This is a genomic window from Streptomyces sp. IBSNAI002, assembly GCF_052244475.1.
Classification (GTDB): Bacteria; Actinomycetota; Actinomycetes; order Streptomycetales; family Streptomycetaceae; genus Streptomyces.
This window is the reverse complement of the sequence record NZ_JBQPXG010000002.1, coordinates 3590621-3604910: the sequence shown is the minus strand read 5'-3', so window position 1 is coordinate 3604910 and position 14290 is coordinate 3590621. Positions and strand designations below refer to the sequence as shown.

Sequence of the window (14290 nt, the reverse complement as noted above, 5' to 3'; positions counted from 1 at the left end):
TCGCGACGCGCCTCCCCCAGGCGCACGGTCAACGATCCGGCTGCAGGTGCCCGCCCTCTGGTCCGGCGGGGCACCGGATCGCTCACCTTATCCGCCAGCTTCGGCTGCAAACCATGCTGGTGACAAATTCCACTCCCCTTATAACGGGGCGAACCTCTCAACCCGTTCGGTTCGGTCACCGGCTTTTGGGATTGCTTTACCGGCAGTCGGCGATACCCGCCGTCGTCCCGGTGAAGGTGGGGACGGGTGCGGGGGTGCTGGTGGTTCCCTCGCCGTCCCGGCCCGACCCGTCCCGCGGCGCTCCGGACCCGGTGGCGCTCACCGGCTCGTTCCCGGTGCCGTCTCCGGTCCCGTCCCCTGTGCCGTTCCCGGTCTCGGGCTTCGGCGGGGCGACCGTCACCGGCTGGTCGGTGCGCAGCTGCTGGAACAGCCGGGAGGCATCGGGCTCCACGAGTTCATCCCGATTCGGGTCGGCCCAATACGGTTTGCGGGGAACTATCAGGAACTTCACTTGGTCAGTCGGTATGTCCCGAACCCCCCGCACGAGTTCGTACAGGTCGCGCAGCGACGCCAGCCCCGGGTCCGTGGTCACCGACGAGGTCGCCGCGTCCAGCAGCGGATACAGGCGGGCCGGGTTCAGCAGCACCCCGTTGCTCTGCACCTTCTTGACGAGCGAGCCGAGGAACTGCTGCTGGCGCTCCATCCGTTCCGTGTCGCTGCCGTTGCCCAGGCTGTAGCGGGCGCGGACGAAGCCCAGCGCCTGTTCGCCCTGGAGGGTCTGGCGCCCCGCGGGCAGCCGCAGCTTGGCCTCGGAGTCGTCGACCGGCTGCTTGAGGCAGACCTCCACCCCGCCGATGGCGTCGACCATCTTCTTGAAGCCGTCGAAGTCGATCACCATGTGGTGGTCGACCCGGATCCCGGTGAGCCGCTCGACCGTACGGATCGTGCAGCCGGCCCCGCCCCACTGGAACGCCCAGTTGAACTGCGCGCGCCGCTCACGGGTGCGGCTCCCGTCGGCCATCAGGCACTCGGGGATGTCCGCCATCAGGTCGCGGGGTATCGACACCGCCGTCGCGCTGCGCCGGTCCGCGGGCAGGTGCAGCAGGATCGTGGTGTCCGAGCGCTCGGTGCCCTGGTCCTGCCCGTACCGGGCGTTGTCCTTGCCCGAGCGGGAGTCCGAGCCGATCAGCAGGATGTTCTGGGCGCCGCTCGCGAAGTGCGCGGGACGGTCGCGCTCGTACCGCAGCAGCTCGGCCGCCGCCGAGGTGTCCTCGGTGATGTTCCCGTCGAGCTTGTTGTAGATCCACCAGCCGCCGGCCGAGCCCGCCAGGACCAGGAAGGCCGCCCCGAGACCGGTCCAGCGCAGCAGTCGGCGCCGACGGCTGCGCGGCGGCTTCGAGCCGCCCGCCTCCGTCCCGGTCCCGCCCGGTATGCCTGCGCTGTCCGTCACTGGCGTCCATCCCCTCGCCGTTCCGACAACAGCCGTACGGGTGAGTACGGCCACTGCCGATCCTGCATCCGGGTGGCCGGGGCAGCCCGGGGGCAGGGGCGTGTCTAGGGCCATGTGGGTGACAAATCGCCCATTACTGCATTTAATCAGTCTGAGTGACGGAGCTCCGGGCCGCTCAGAGGGTGTGGGTGACCCGCTCGCTCTCCACCCGCTGCGCCAGTGCCTCCGGCGACAGCCGGTCCAGGTTCCGGCACAGCACCACGGAGCCGCCCGACGCCAGCGCGGCGTACAGCCCGGCCGAGAGGCCGTCCCAGGTGTCGTAGCCGAGCCCGGTCAGCACCCGCGAACCCGCACCGAGGCCGAGCTTCGCCGCGTCCTCGCGGGCCCGCGCCGTGAGCTCCGCGTACGAGAGCTCCTCGCCGCCCACGGCCAGCCCGGGCCCCTGCGGGTCCACCGGTACGAAGGGCGCGAAGCGGTCCCCCTGCCCCGGCACCTCGACCGCGTAGTCCGCGAACCCGGCCGGCGGCTGCGGGAACCGCCCGCCCAGCGGCCGCAGCGCCAGCGCCACCCGCTCACCGGAACAGGCCCGGGCCTCGTCCAGCGAGTCCGGCCCGCTGACGACGAGATCGGCACCGGCCGGATCCCCGCCGACCTCGGCGACGACCCCGACCGAAGCGCAGGCGAGCAGCCAGACGGCGCTCTGCCAGTGCGCGGGGAGCATCAGCGCGAGCCGGTCCCCGGGCTCGGCGCCCAGGTCGCCCTGGAGCAGATTGGAGGTCTTGGCCACCCAATTGGCGAAGGTGGCGACGGACAATTCCACGCGCTCGCCCGTGGCGTCGTCGTAGAAGGTGACGAGCGGGCGGCCCGGATCGGCGGCGAGCGCGGATCGCAGCAGGTCGGCAGGGGTGCGGTCAGTGGCGTTCACCCGGCACAGGGTACGCGGGGCCGTCCCCCGTACGGCGGCCCGCTGCTCCGCCGTACGGGGGAGGGGTGTGCGGGGGCGGGCCGGACGGGCCGTCAGTTCTCGGATGGCGCCCGCCGGTGCGGGTGCTCACCATCCTTTTCATGCGTGGATTCCTTGCTTCCTCGATCGGCGTCGCGACCGCCGCCGTACTGGCCCTGCCCGTCACGTTCCCCACCGCGGCCCTGGCGGAGTCCGCCCCCGTAGCCCCCGCCGGTTCCACCCAATCCCTGCCGCTCGTCCCGCTGGGACCCGCGGCGACCCGGACGCCCGGCGTCCCCGGAATGAGCGCCTCGCCGGGCACCCTGCCCGAGACGCAGGGCCTGACCGCCCACGAGGTCAAGACCTTCTCGCTGGTCGGCGTGGTCTGGGACGACGTCACCACCCAGCTGCACGGCAAGGTCCAGGTCCGCACCCGCTCCGCGAAGACCGCGACCTGGTCCGACTGGCAGGACGTCGAGACCCACAACAGCGAGCACGCGGCCGACCCCGACGCGGTGGAACGCGGCTCCGGCCGGGTCCGCGGCGCCACCGCCCCGCTGTGGGTCGGCGAGTCCGACGGCGTGGAGGTCCGGGTCCAGGCCGAGCCCGGCGCCTCCTCCAGCCGAGCCCCCTCCCGGCTGCCCACGGGCATGCGCATCGAACTCGTCGACCCGGGTACGGAAACCCCCGCCACCGGGTCGGACGGCAAGAACAGCGGTCCCGAAGGCGACGACAAGGGCGAGGTGGTGGTGCCCGGCATGACGATGGAGATGGCGGAGTCCTCCGCCGCGAACCTCCCGCACGCGGAACTGGGCGCCAACGAGATCACCGAACTCGACAAGGCCGACTCCACCGCCGACGCGGTCTTCGCGAGCGACGGCGAGCTGAGCGCGGCCGCCGCCCCGTACATCGGCCCGCGCCCGCGGATCGTCACCCGCAAGGGATGGGGCGCGGACGAGTCCCTGCGCGAGTCGGGCTTCGTCTACACGACCACGGTCAAGGCGGCGTTCGTCCACCACAGCGCCTCCGGCAACAACTACGCCTGCAAGGACGCCCCGGCGGTCCTGCGCAGCCTGTACCGCTACCACGTGGTCAGCAGCGGCTGGCGGGACTTCGGCTACAACTTCGCCGTCGACAAGTGCGGCACGGTGTACGAGGGCCGCGCGGGCGGGGTCTCCAAGGCGGTGCTCGGCGCGCACACCATGGGCTTCAACACGAACAGCATGGGCGTCGCGGTGCTGGGCACGTTCACCTCCACGAACCCGCCGGCGGCGGCCACGGACGCGGTCGCCCGCCTCACGGCCTGGAAACTCGGCCTCTTCAACCGCGACCCGCGCGCGAAGACGAACCTGGTCTCGGGCGGCGGCAACCGCTACCCCAAGGGCAAGAACGTCTCGATGAACGTCATCTCGGGCCACCGCGACGGCTTCGCCACCGCCTGCCCGGGCGCCAAGCTCTACGGCAAACTCCCGACGACCCGCACCTCGTCAGCCAAACTCCAAGGCCGCCCGTAGCCCCCGGCCCGGGTCCCCCGGCCCCGTCCGGGGGACCCAGGCCGCGCGATCCAGCCCCCGCCGGGCACATCCAGCCCCGCCGGCGTTTGAGGCGCGGGGTCCGGGGCGGAGCCCCGAACCCCTGACCCGCACCAGCCCGGCGGCCCCCGCCGGAGCCCCCCCCGCCCAAGCCCCCTGCCAAGCCCCCGGCAGGGCTACGCTCAGTACATGGCCGCCCGCTTCGACCCACTCAACCGCACCACCGTGCGCGGCGGCCGCACCCCCGTACCCGACGGCACGCCCCGCCCGGCAGGGGCCGGCGCCAAGGCCCGCCGCTGGACCCCCGACGGCCCCGTCGACCTCGGCATCACCCTCGGCCCCCTCAGACGCGGCCCCGCCGACCCCACCTTCCGCACCACCCCCGACGGCTCGGTCTGGCGCGCCAGCCAGACCCCGCAGGGCCCCGCCACCCTCCGGGTCTCCCGGACCGGCGCCGAGATCGCCGCCGAGGCCTGGGGCCCCGGCGCCGACTGGCTCCTGGAGCAGCTGCCGGCGCTCCTCGGCTCCGGCGACGACCCCGCCGCCTTCGTCCCCCGCCACCGCCTCGTGCACGCCAGCCACCGCCGCCGCCCCGGCCTGCGCCTCACCCGCACCGGGCTGGTCCTGGAGTCCCTGATCCCGGTCGTCCTGGAGCAGAAGGTCACCAGCGACGAGGCGTACCGCTCCTGGCGCCGCCTCGTCCGCCAGTACGGCGAGCCCGCGCCCGGCCCGCACGGCCTCGGCCTGTACGTGATGCCCGCCGCCCGCACCTGGGCCCTGATCCCGTCCTGGGATTGGCACCGGGCCGGGGTCGACGCCAAACGCTCCGGCACGATCGTCCGGGCCGCCCGCGTCGCACCCCGCATCGAAGAGGCCGCCGCCATGGAGCCCGCCGCGGCCGCCGCCCGGCTGGAGGCCGTCCCCGGGATCGGCCCCTGGACCTCCGCCGAGACCCTCCAGCGCAGCAACGGCGACCCCGACGCCGTGACCACCGGCGACCTCCACCTGCCCGGGATCATCGGCTACGCCCTCGCCGGGGACCGCGACGCCGACGACGCGGTCATGCTGGAGCTGCTGGCCCCGTACGCAGGCCAGCGCCACCGCGCCGCCCGCCTGATCCTCCTCGCGGGCCGCACCCCGCCCCGCCGCGCACCGCGCATGCCGCGCAGCGACATCGGCCGCCTCTGACTCCGCCCGGGCGGCCCCCGGCTACCGGACCCGGACGAAGTCCTCCGCGGACCGCGCGGGCCGCTCCCGGGGCGCCTCGGCCGGATGGCCCACCGCCACCGCGCCCATCGGATCCCAGTCGCCGGGCAGCCCCAGCACCTCGCGCACCACGTCCCGGCAGAACATCGTCGAGGACACCCACGCCGAGCCCAGCCGCTCCGCGGCCAGCGCGACCAGGAAGTTCTGCACGCCCGCGCCCATCGCCACGACGAACATCTCCCGCTCGGCGGCGTCCCGCCGCGCGTCCCCGTAGGCGTGCGCGCCGTCCGTCACCAGACAGGGCACCACCAGGTACGGGGCGGCGCGCAGCAGGTCGCCCCGCCGCACCCGCTTCGCGATGGACTCCTCCGCCTTGCCGTCGGCCCGCAGGTCCGCGACCCACGCGTCGCGCATCGCGTCCAGCAGCTCCAGCCGGGAGGCCGCCGACTCCAGCAGCACGAACCGCCACGGCGTCGTGTGGTGCGGAGCCGGGGCCGTGACGGCCGCCGCCACGGCCCGCCGCACCGCGCCCGGGTCCACCGGCTCGGTGGTGAAGGCCCGTACGGTACGGCGCTGCGTCACGGCCTCCCGTACCGCCTCCGAGGTGCCCAGCCGGAACATGTCGTCGGCCGGGGAGCGCACCAGGTCCCGCGCCGAGGTGCCCTCGCCGAGCAGGTGCCCCAGACCGCGTACGACGGCCACCGGCAGACCGGCCGCCTTGCCCTTGACCAGGTCGCCCGCCGCCGCCAGCTCGTCCGCGGTCGCCACGACCGTCGCGCTCAGCGGGTTGCCGTGGGTGTCCGCGCCCCCGCGCAGGTCGTCCAGGACCCGCACGCCGGCCGAGCCGATCGCCACGTCGGTGAGCCCGGTGCGCCACGGCCGTCCGAAGGTGTCCGTCACGACCACGCCCACGTCCACGGAGAGGATGTCGCGCACCCCCTCGCGGATCGCGGCGGCCGAGGCGTCGGGGTCCTCGGGCAGCAGCAGGACCGTACCGGGCGCGGTGTTGGAGGCGTCCACGCCGGCGGCCGCCATCACCAGCCCCTGCCGGTTCTCGACGATCCGCAGGGAACCGCGGCGCGCGACGACCCGTACGGTCTCGGCGTCTATGGCGGCCTCGCGCGAGTCCGCCTCGACGACGCGGCCCTCGGCCTTGGAGACGATCTTCGAGGTGACCAGCAGGACGTCCCCGTTCCGCAGGTCGGGCGCGGCCACCGTGATCAGCTTCGCCAGGTCGTCACCCGCCCTGACCTCGGGGATCCCGTCGACGGCCCGTACCTCGTACGAGGGACCGGGCCCGCCCGGAGCGGCCGGGCCGGTCACCGGGAGGCCTCGGCCAGTTCCAGTGCGGCCCGGGCCATCCCGGCGGTCGCGGCCAGGTCCGTCATCATGAGCGGCACGGCGCGGCAGGTGATCCCGGCGGCCTCGACCCCGGCGACGGCGTCCGCGTCGGCGGTGTCCACCAGCCAGCCGTCGAGCAGCTCGGTGCCGTAGTGCAGGGCGACGGCGGCGGCCGTGGACTCGACGCCCACCGCGGCCAGCACCTTGTCGGCCATCCCGCGCACGGGGGCGCCCCCGACGATGGGGGAGAGGCCGACGACCGGCGCCTGTGCGGCGGCCACGGCGTCGCGGATGCCGGGCACGGCGAGGATCGTCCCGACCGACACCACCGGGTTGGACGGCGGGAAGACGATCACGTCGGCGGCGGCGATGGCCTCCAGTACGCCCGGCGCCGGCTTGGCCTGCTCGGCCCCGACGGGCACGATCGCCTCCGCGTCCACCGCGGCGCGCAGCCGGACCCAGTACTCCTGGAAGTGGATGACCCGGCGCTCGCCGGTGCCCGCGTCGGTGATCGCGACGTGCGTCTCGACCCGGTCGTCGGACATGGGCAGCAGCCGCACCCCGGGCTGCCAGCGGTCGCACAGGGCCTCGGTGACGGCGCTCAGCGGGTAGCCCGCGCCGAGCATCTGGGTACGGACGATGTGGGTGGCGAAGTCGCGGTCGCCGAGGCCGAACCAGGCCGGTCCGACCCCGTAGGCGGCGAGCTCCTCCTTGACGGTGAAGGACTCGTCGGTGCGGCCCCAGCCCTGGTCCTCGTTGATGCCACCGCCGAGGGTGTACATCACCGTGTCCAGATCGGGGCACACCTTGAGCCCGAACAGGTGAATGTCGTCACCGGTGTTGCCGATGACCGTGATGTCCGCGTCGGGCACTGCCGACTTGAGTCCGCGGAGGAACCGGGCGCCGCCTATACCGCCGGCCAGAACAACAATGCGCATGCGGACAGTCTGTCAGCCGAAGGCTGTCGTGGAGCGGCGGTGGTCGGGCGACGGGCGTGACCGCCGGGTGGCGGACCGGGCTACGCGGGTACGGACTCCGGCGTGGCCGGCGAGCAGCCGTGCATCGGCATCCGGGTCAGGCCGGGGAAGTAGACGTGCAGGCTGACCGCGCCGTCGAGGGTGTCGTTGACGACCTCGTGCGCGTACCCGGAGGAGAAGACCCGCTGGGAGCCGGCGCCGAGGGTCAGCCGCCCGCGGGGGCTGCGCTCGGTGAGCTCTCCCTCGAGGACGGTCAGGACGCCGGAGGAGGGGCCGTGGTCGTGCAGGCCGCTGCCCTGGCCGGGCACCCAGCTGAGCAGCCAGACCTCGTAGCCGGGGCCCGTGCGCAGCCGGTGGTACCAGCGGGTGGTGGCGTCGTACTGGACGAGGTGCTCCCAGGAGGCGCGGTCCTCGGCGATGGAGCGGGCGAGCCCGACGAACTCGGCGACGGTGGCCGGGTGTTCGCGGGCGGGCTGCAGGAGGTGCTGGACGGCGAGGATGTCGCCGGCGATCTGGAGGTCGCTTTCGACGGTGATCGGGGTGCTGTTCATCGTGGGAGGTCCTCGACGGATGTCAGTGGTGCGGGCGGTTGCTGTGGGGCGCGGCCGGAGCTCGACGGAGCCGGAGCTCCGGAGGCATCAACAGCTGCAACAGCAACAGCGAACCTGGGCAGCGCACAGGAACCCACGAATGGGGGTCCGGGTGGCGACTGCGGGCGCTGACATGCGAACAAGGAGAACGGGTCAGAGGTCGGACTGTCAACCCAATGTCCGTTTTGGGGGAAAAGTTTCACCTCATCCGGTTACCGTGCGCGGAGAAAGGTTTGTGCAGTCCACGCCGGGGGATGTGCCGCTGTACCGCGCCCAAACCTGTGGGCGCCATCTCGTGACCGGACTGTGATCTCCGCCGCTTCTTTGGCCGAATCGCAACCCGGCGAGCGGGTGGCGCGTGAATCGCGGTAAGGGCGTGGCCTGAAGGGCGCCTGTGGCATGTGTCACGATTTTTGGCGATATGAACACTTTCTGCATACGCTTGGTTCCGCAGAGTGAATAAGGGGCCCAATAGCAGATCTCGGCTTGACTGCTCCGGAGCCACGCACTTGTAATTTCACTCGTGTCGTTACGTAGCGATCAGTAACGGCATCACCACGGGGACGCACAGACAGAGCGAGGGGCGCACATGACCGAGCTGTTTCAGGAACTGCTGGTCGAGGAGGCGGACGAGGAGCTCGGATGGCAGGAGCGCGCTCTGTGCGCCCAGACCGACCCCGAATCCTTCTTTCCCGAGAAGGGCGGCTCCACCCGCGAGGCCAAGAAGGTCTGCCTCGCCTGTGAAGTCCGCTCCGAATGCCTCGAGTACGCCCTCGCCAACGACGAGCGATTCGGTATCTGGGGCGGACTCTCCGAGCGTGAGCGCCGTCGGCTGAAAAAGGCCGCGGTCTGATACGCCCCGGGCCCTTCGGCCGGATACCCACCGCACATCGCACGACATATCGAACTGCGCGGCCGACACCGCAAATCACGGCAAACAGCACCACAGGCAGCACAGCGAAGAGCACGGCAAACGGTCCGCCTCCTGCACCTTCCCCGCAGGAGGCGGACCGCTGCTTTGCCAGCCGTTAGGGTGGGGCGCTGTCCAGCAGCCTCCGAGGGCACACCACCCCCGGACCCACCCCCGTGACCCGGTCCCGGGGGACCCCCAGGCCGGAGGGCCAGTAGCGCGATGTCCCTGCACAGCCAGTCGGCGGCCTCCCACCAGGCCCCCGCCACCCCCGAGTTCCCACGGCACGTCGTCACCGCGGTCCTCGTCGCCCACGACGGCGCCCGCTGGCTGCCCCGGACCCTCGCCGGCCTCCTCGGCCAGGAACGCCCCGCGCAGAACCACATGGCCGCCGACACCGGCAGCGCCGACGAGTCCGCGCGGCTCCTCACCGAGGCCTTCGGCGACGACCGCGTCCTGCACCTCGCCCGCCGCACCGGATTCGGCACCGCCGTCGACGAAGCCGCCCGCACCGCCGGCACCCTGACCCCCGAGGACCTCCCGTACCTCAAGCGCCCCAGCGGCTGGGATCCCGTCAGCCGCACCTGGCGCGACGACACGTACGACCTCCCCGAGCTGCCGTACGGCGAACCCGTCCAGTGGCTCTGGCTCCTCCACGACGACAGCGCTCCCGAACCCGACGCCCTCACCGAACTGCTCCGCGTCGCCGACGAGAACCCCGACGCCGCCGTCATCGGCCCCAAACTGCGCGGCTGGTACGACAAGAAGCAGCTCCTCGAAGCCGGCGTCACCATCGCCCGCAGCGGCCGCCGCTGGACCGGACTCGACCGCCGCGAACAGGACCAGGGCCAGCACGACCAGATCCGCCCCGTCCTCTCCGTCTCCACCGCCGGCATGCTGATCCGCCGCGACGTCTACGAAGAGCTCGGCGGCTTCGACAAGCGGCTGCCCCTCATGCGCGACGACGTCGACCTCTGCTGGCGCGCCCAGAGCGCCGGCCACACCGTCCTCGTCGCCCCCGACGCCGTCCTGCGCCACGCCGAGGCCTCCGCCCGCGAGCGACGCACCGTCGACTGCGCCGGCCGTACGGCCGCCGGCCCGCACCGCGTCGACAAGGCCGGCGCCGTCTACACGATCCTCGCCAACAGCTCCGGCCGCGCCCTGCCCTACGTGCTGCTGCGCGTCCTGCTCGGCACCGTGCTGCGCACCCTCGCCTACCTCGTCGGCAAGGCCCCCGGCCAGGCCGTCGACGAGTTCACCGGCCTGCTGGCCACCCTGCTCCGCCCCGGCCGGATCCTCGCCGCCCGCAAGGCCCGCCGACGCCCCGCCGTGCCCGCGGCCGACCTGCGCCCGCTCTTCCCGCCGCCCGGCGCCTCCCTGCGGGCCAACGCCGAACAGCTCGCCGGATACTTCGGCGACGCCCGGGCCGCCGACCCCGCCCCCGCCGGCCGGCACGGCGGCGGCAGCATCCTCACCGCCCCCGGCGAGGAGGGCGACTACCCGGTGGCCGAGGAGCGCTTCGCGCGCCTCAAGCGGATCGCCCGCAACCCCGCCCCCGTCCTCTTCGGCCTCCTCCTGCTCGTCTCCCTCGCCGCCTGCCGCTCCCTGATCGGCGGCGGCACCCTGATGGGCGGAGCCCTGCTCCCCGCCCCCGACAGCGGCCCCGCCCTCTGGCGCGCCTACACCGACGGCTGGCAGGCCGTCTCCACCGGCTCCACCGTCGGCGCACCGCCCTACCTGGCCGTCCTCGGCGCCTTCGGCACCCTCCTCCTCGGCTCCACCCACGCCGCCCTGACCCTGCTGCTCGTCGGCTCCGTACCGCTCGCCGGACTCACCGCGTACTTCGCCTCCCGGCCCCTCGTCGAATCCCGGCTGCTGCGCGCCTGGGCCGCGATCGCCTACGCCTTCCTGCCCGCCGTCACCGGAGCCCTCGCCGGGGGCCGCCTCGGCACCGCCGTCCTCGCCGTCCTGCTGCCCCTGATCGCCCGCTCCGCCGTCGCCGCCTTCGGCCTCGCCGACAGCGAGCGCGGCAGCTGGCGCGCCGTGTGGACGTACACCCTGCTGCTGACCCTGGCCACCGCCTTCACCCCGGTCGTCTGGCCGCTCGCCGCCGTCCTCGGGGCCGGCGCGCTCGTCGTCCACCGCACCCAGTGGAAGGCGTACGGACCGCGGTTCCTCGCCACCCTCGCCGTCCCGCTCCTCGTCCTCGCACCCTGGTCGGTGGGGCTGCTCACGGACCCCGGCCGCTTCCTGCGCGAGGCCGGACTACCCGACGCGACCGGCTCCGCCTCCGCCCTCGACCTGCTCGGCATCAGCCCCGGCGGCCCCGGCGCCGCCGGCGGGCTGCTGCTCCTCGGCATCGTCCTGGCCGCGCTCGCCGCCCTGCTGCGCACCGACCGGCAGTTCGCCGTCCGCACCGCCTGGGCCGCCGCCCTCACCGCCCTGCTCCTCGCGGTCCTCCTGAACCGCGGCGGGTGGGCCGGACCGGCCACCCTCGTCTACGGCCTCGCCCTGCTGGCGGCCGCCGCCCTCGGCGCCGACGGAGCCAAGGAGCGCGTCGCCGCCCGCAGCTTCGGCTGGCGCCAGCCGCTCGCCGCGCTGATCGCCCTCGCCGCCGCCGCCGGACCGCTGATCGCCGCGGCCGCCTGGCTCGTGGCCGGCGCCGACGGCCCCCTCCAACGCCGCGACCCCGTACAGGTGCCCGCCTTCGTCGCCGACGCCGGCGGGGACGACAACCAGACCCGCACCCTGATCCTCGACCTGGACGCGCCGTCCACCGTCTCCTACAGCCTCGTCCGCGGCTCCGGCGGCCGCCTCGGCGACGCCGAGACCGCCGCCCGCACCGGCAGCGACCCCCGCCTCGACAAGGTGGTCTCCAACCTCGTCGCAGGCTCCGGAGCGGACCAGTCCAGCCAGCTCAGCGCCTACGCCATCCGCTTCGTCATGTTCCGCCCCGGCGGCCCCGAGGAGATCCGCCGCGTCCTCGACGCCACCCCCGGCCTCAGCCGCCGCCACCAGCAGGACGGCACGGCGCTGTGGGGCGTCGAACCCTGGCTGCCGCGGGCCGTCATCGTCTCCGGCAAGCAGGGCGAGGCCCCGATCCCCGTCGCCGCCGGCCCCGTCGAGGCCCACGGCAAGATCCCGGACGGCGAGGCGGGCCGCGTCCTGCGCATCGCCGACCGCGCCGACTCCGCCTGGCAGGCCACCCTCGACGGCAAGCCCCTCAAGCCGAAGACCCTCGACGGCTGGGCGCAGGGCTTCGAACTGCCCGCCGCGGGCGGCCGCCTCGACCTCGTCCACGAGGACTCCCTCCTGCGGACCGGCTGGCTGTGGGCCCAGGGACTCCTCGCCCTGGTGCTGCTCGTGATGGCCCTGCCCGGCCGCCGCGAACAGCTCGACGACGACCTCCCCGAGGACGAGGCCGCCGTCCCGGCCCAGCCCGGCCCGGGCGAGGCCGGCGAGGGCCGCCGCGCCCGCCGCCTCCGCGCCGAGGCCGAGCAGGCGCCCGCCGCCCCGGTGGAAGCCGCGGTCGCCGCCGACCCGTACGCGCACATCCCGGCGCAGCCGGTGTACGGGGAGGACGCGGGCGCCGCCGGAGGGAGCCCGGGGGAGTACGCCTACCAGGCCTACCCGGACCAGAGCGGCTACGCCTACGAACCGCAGCCGCAGCAACCCCCGCAGCAGCCCTACGCGCAGCCCGGGGAGTACGAGCAGCAGTACCCGTACCCGCAGCAGCAGGCGCAGGAGCAGTACCCCTACCCGTACGAGCCGTACCCGCCGTACGACCCCCACACCGGCCACGACGGCCAAGCCCAGTACGACCCGCGCCCGGACGGGAGCCCCCAGCAGTGAAGCAGCGCGCACCCCTCACGCTGGCGGCCGTGGCCGCGGCGCTGGCCGCCGTCACGGGCGTCGCCGCCCTCACCGCCCCCGCCGGGGGCACGGCGTCCGGGGACGAGGCCCCCGCCGCCGCCCGGATGCCCGTGGAACGGTCCCTCCTGGTCTGCCCGGCGCCCAGCTCCTCGGACATCGCGGACACCACGTACACCGCGGTCACCCCGGGCGCGGCCGCGTCCGCCGAGGGCAAGGGCTCGGCCCGGCTGCTCGGCGCCACCAAGGACGCCAAGCCGGTGCTGGAGCCCAAGGAGGTGGGCAAGCCCTTCGGGGCCACCGCCTCCGGCGCCGACGCCCCGGCGCTCACGGGCAGCGCCGACGGGGTCCTCGCCCCCGGCTGGTCCGCGCAGCTGACCACCAAGGTCTCCGTCGGCCGGGCACGGGGCGTCCTCGGCGCCTCCTGCACCGCGCCGGGCACCGACTTCTGGTTCCCCGCCGTGAGCACCGCCAAGGGCCGCGAGGACTACCTGCACCTCACCAACCCCGACGACGCGGCGGCCGTCGTCGACATCAAGCTCTTCGGCCCGGACGGAGCGGCCAAGCCCGACGCGGGCACCAGCGAGAACATCCGGATCGACCCCAAGTCGAGCAAGTCGGTCCTGCTCTCCTCGCTGATCCCCGGCAGCCAGCTCGCGGACGCCACCGCCCACGTGACGACCCGGGCGGGCCGGGTCGGCGCCTCGGTCCAGGTCGCCGAGGAGGGGGTCGGCTCCGACTGGCTGCCGGCCGCCACGGACCCGGCGGGCTCCCTGGTCCTGCCCGGCATCCCGGCCGACGCGGTCTCCGTACGGCTGGTGGCCTTCGTACCCGGCGACGAGGACGCGGACCTGAAGATCCGGCTGGCCGCCCCGAACGGGCCCATCTCCCCGGCGGGCAACGAACAGCTGCACGTCAAGGCCGGTATGACCGCGAGCGTCGACCTCAAGGACGTGACCCGCGGCGAGCCGGGCTCACTCCTGCTCACCCCGGCCGACCCCAAGAAGGCCGCCCCGGTCGTCGCGGCGGTACGGGTGGTGCGCGGCACGGGGGCCAAGCAGGAACTGGGCTTCGTCCAGGCCACCGGGCCGGTGGGCACGCGGGCGACGGTGGCCGACAACCGGCCCGAGGAGAACGCGACCGTCCTGTCCCTGACGGTCCCGGGGGACGAGGACGCCAAGGTCAAGGTGACGGCCTCGCCGGGTACCGGAGGCGGGGAGGCGGCCTCCCAGGAGGTGACCGTCAAGGCGGGCACCACGCAAGTGGTGGCCGCCGCCCCGGCGGGCGGCAAGGGCTCCTACGCCCTCACCGTCGAGACCCTCTCGGGCGGCCCGGTCCACGCGGCCCGCACCCTGAACCTGCCGCACGAGGGCACCGCGATGTTCACCGTCCAGACCCTGTCCGACGACCACTCCACGGTCGCGGTCCCCAGGGCCGTCGAGGACCTCTCGGTCCTGACGAGGTAGCGCGT

The 14290-nt window shown here is 74.1% G+C and carries 10 protein-coding genes; 5 read left to right on the top strand and 5 right to left on the bottom strand.

From position 1 onward, the window contains the following. Positions 1 to 196: 196 nt before the first annotated feature. Entirely contained in the window at positions 197 to 1450 is a 1254-nt protein-coding gene (locus ACTVZO_RS17405) for an LCP family protein (RefSeq protein ID WP_443299250.1), read from the bottom strand. 175 nt (positions 1451 to 1625) lie between these two features. Next, a complete protein-coding gene (locus ACTVZO_RS17400; protein ID WP_443299249.1) occupies positions 1626 to 2375 on the bottom strand; it encodes a TIGR03089 family protein in 750 nt (249 codons plus the stop codon). Positions 2376 to 2515: 140 nt separating this feature from the next. Between ACTVZO_RS17400 and ACTVZO_RS17395 the strand changes: the two genes are divergently transcribed. Together ACTVZO_RS17395 and ACTVZO_RS17390 are read left to right on the top strand one after the other, a co-directional pair. Further along, on the top strand, positions 2516 to 3907 hold the full coding sequence (locus tag ACTVZO_RS17395) for a peptidoglycan recognition protein family protein (protein ID WP_443299248.1): 1392 nt from the start codon (positions 2516 to 2518) through the stop codon (positions 3905 to 3907). Positions 3908 to 4114: 207 nt separating this feature from the next. Beyond that, a complete protein-coding gene (locus tag ACTVZO_RS17390) occupies positions 4115 to 5113 on the top strand; it encodes a DNA-3-methyladenine glycosylase family protein (protein ID WP_443299247.1) in 999 nt (332 codons plus the stop codon). Positions 5114 to 5134: 21 nt separating this feature from the next. Here the strand turns inward: ACTVZO_RS17390 and ACTVZO_RS17385 are convergent, their stop codons facing one another. The 3 genes from ACTVZO_RS17385 to ACTVZO_RS17375 form a co-directional block, all read right to left on the bottom strand. Next, on the bottom strand, positions 5135 to 6454 hold the full coding sequence (locus ACTVZO_RS17385) for a coenzyme F420-0:L-glutamate ligase (RefSeq protein WP_443299246.1): 1320 nt from the start codon (positions 6452 to 6454) through the stop codon (positions 5135 to 5137). Continuing rightward, complete coding sequence (gene cofD, locus ACTVZO_RS17380; protein WP_443299245.1) at positions 6451 to 7410, bottom strand: 2-phospho-L-lactate transferase; 960 nt, start codon at positions 7408 to 7410, stop codon at positions 6451 to 6453. The genes ACTVZO_RS17385 and cofD overlap by 4 nt, the downstream gene beginning before the upstream one ends. Before the next feature lie 80 nt (positions 7411 to 7490). Further along, on the bottom strand, positions 7491 to 7985 hold the full coding sequence (locus ACTVZO_RS17375) for a cysteine dioxygenase (protein ID WP_443303201.1): 495 nt from the start codon (positions 7983 to 7985) through the stop codon (positions 7491 to 7493). A 643-nt stretch (positions 7986 to 8628) separates the two neighbouring features. Between ACTVZO_RS17375 and ACTVZO_RS17370 the strand changes: the two genes are divergently transcribed. From ACTVZO_RS17370 to ACTVZO_RS17360, 3 genes are all read left to right on the top strand, one after another. Further along, entirely contained in the window at positions 8629 to 8892 is a 264-nt protein-coding gene (locus ACTVZO_RS17370; RefSeq protein WP_003983763.1) for a WhiB family transcriptional regulator, read from the top strand. Between the two features lie 279 nt (positions 8893 to 9171). Further along, complete coding sequence (locus tag ACTVZO_RS17365) at positions 9172 to 12801, top strand: glycosyltransferase family 2 protein (protein ID WP_443299244.1); 3630 nt, start codon at positions 9172 to 9174, stop codon at positions 12799 to 12801. Then, positions 12798 to 14285, top strand: a complete 1488-nt coding sequence (locus tag ACTVZO_RS17360; RefSeq protein WP_443299243.1) for a DUF5719 family protein — start codon at positions 12798 to 12800, stop codon at positions 14283 to 14285. Before ACTVZO_RS17365 ends, ACTVZO_RS17360 begins: the two co-directional genes overlap by 4 nt. Positions 14286 to 14290: the final 5 nt, after the last annotated feature.

Excerpts from the sequence above, each read along its gene's own strand:
- ACTVZO_RS17395 (WP_443299248.1), top strand. The coding sequence starts at position 2,516 with ATGCGTGGATTCCTTGCTTCCTCGATCGGCGTCGCGACCGCCGCCGTA.
- ACTVZO_RS17390 (WP_443299247.1), top strand. The coding sequence starts at position 4,115 with ATGGCCGCCCGCTTCGACCCACTCAACCGCACCACCGTGCGCGGCGGC.
- ACTVZO_RS17370 (WP_003983763.1), top strand. The coding sequence starts at position 8,629 with ATGACCGAGCTGTTTCAGGAACTGCTGGTCGAGGAGGCGGACGAGGAG.
- cofD (WP_443299245.1), bottom strand. The coding sequence starts at position 7,410 with ATGCGCATTGTTGTTCTGGCCGGCGGTATAGGCGGCGCCCGGTTCCTC.
- ACTVZO_RS17365 (WP_443299244.1), top strand. The coding sequence starts at position 9,172 with ATGTCCCTGCACAGCCAGTCGGCGGCCTCCCACCAGGCCCCCGCCACC.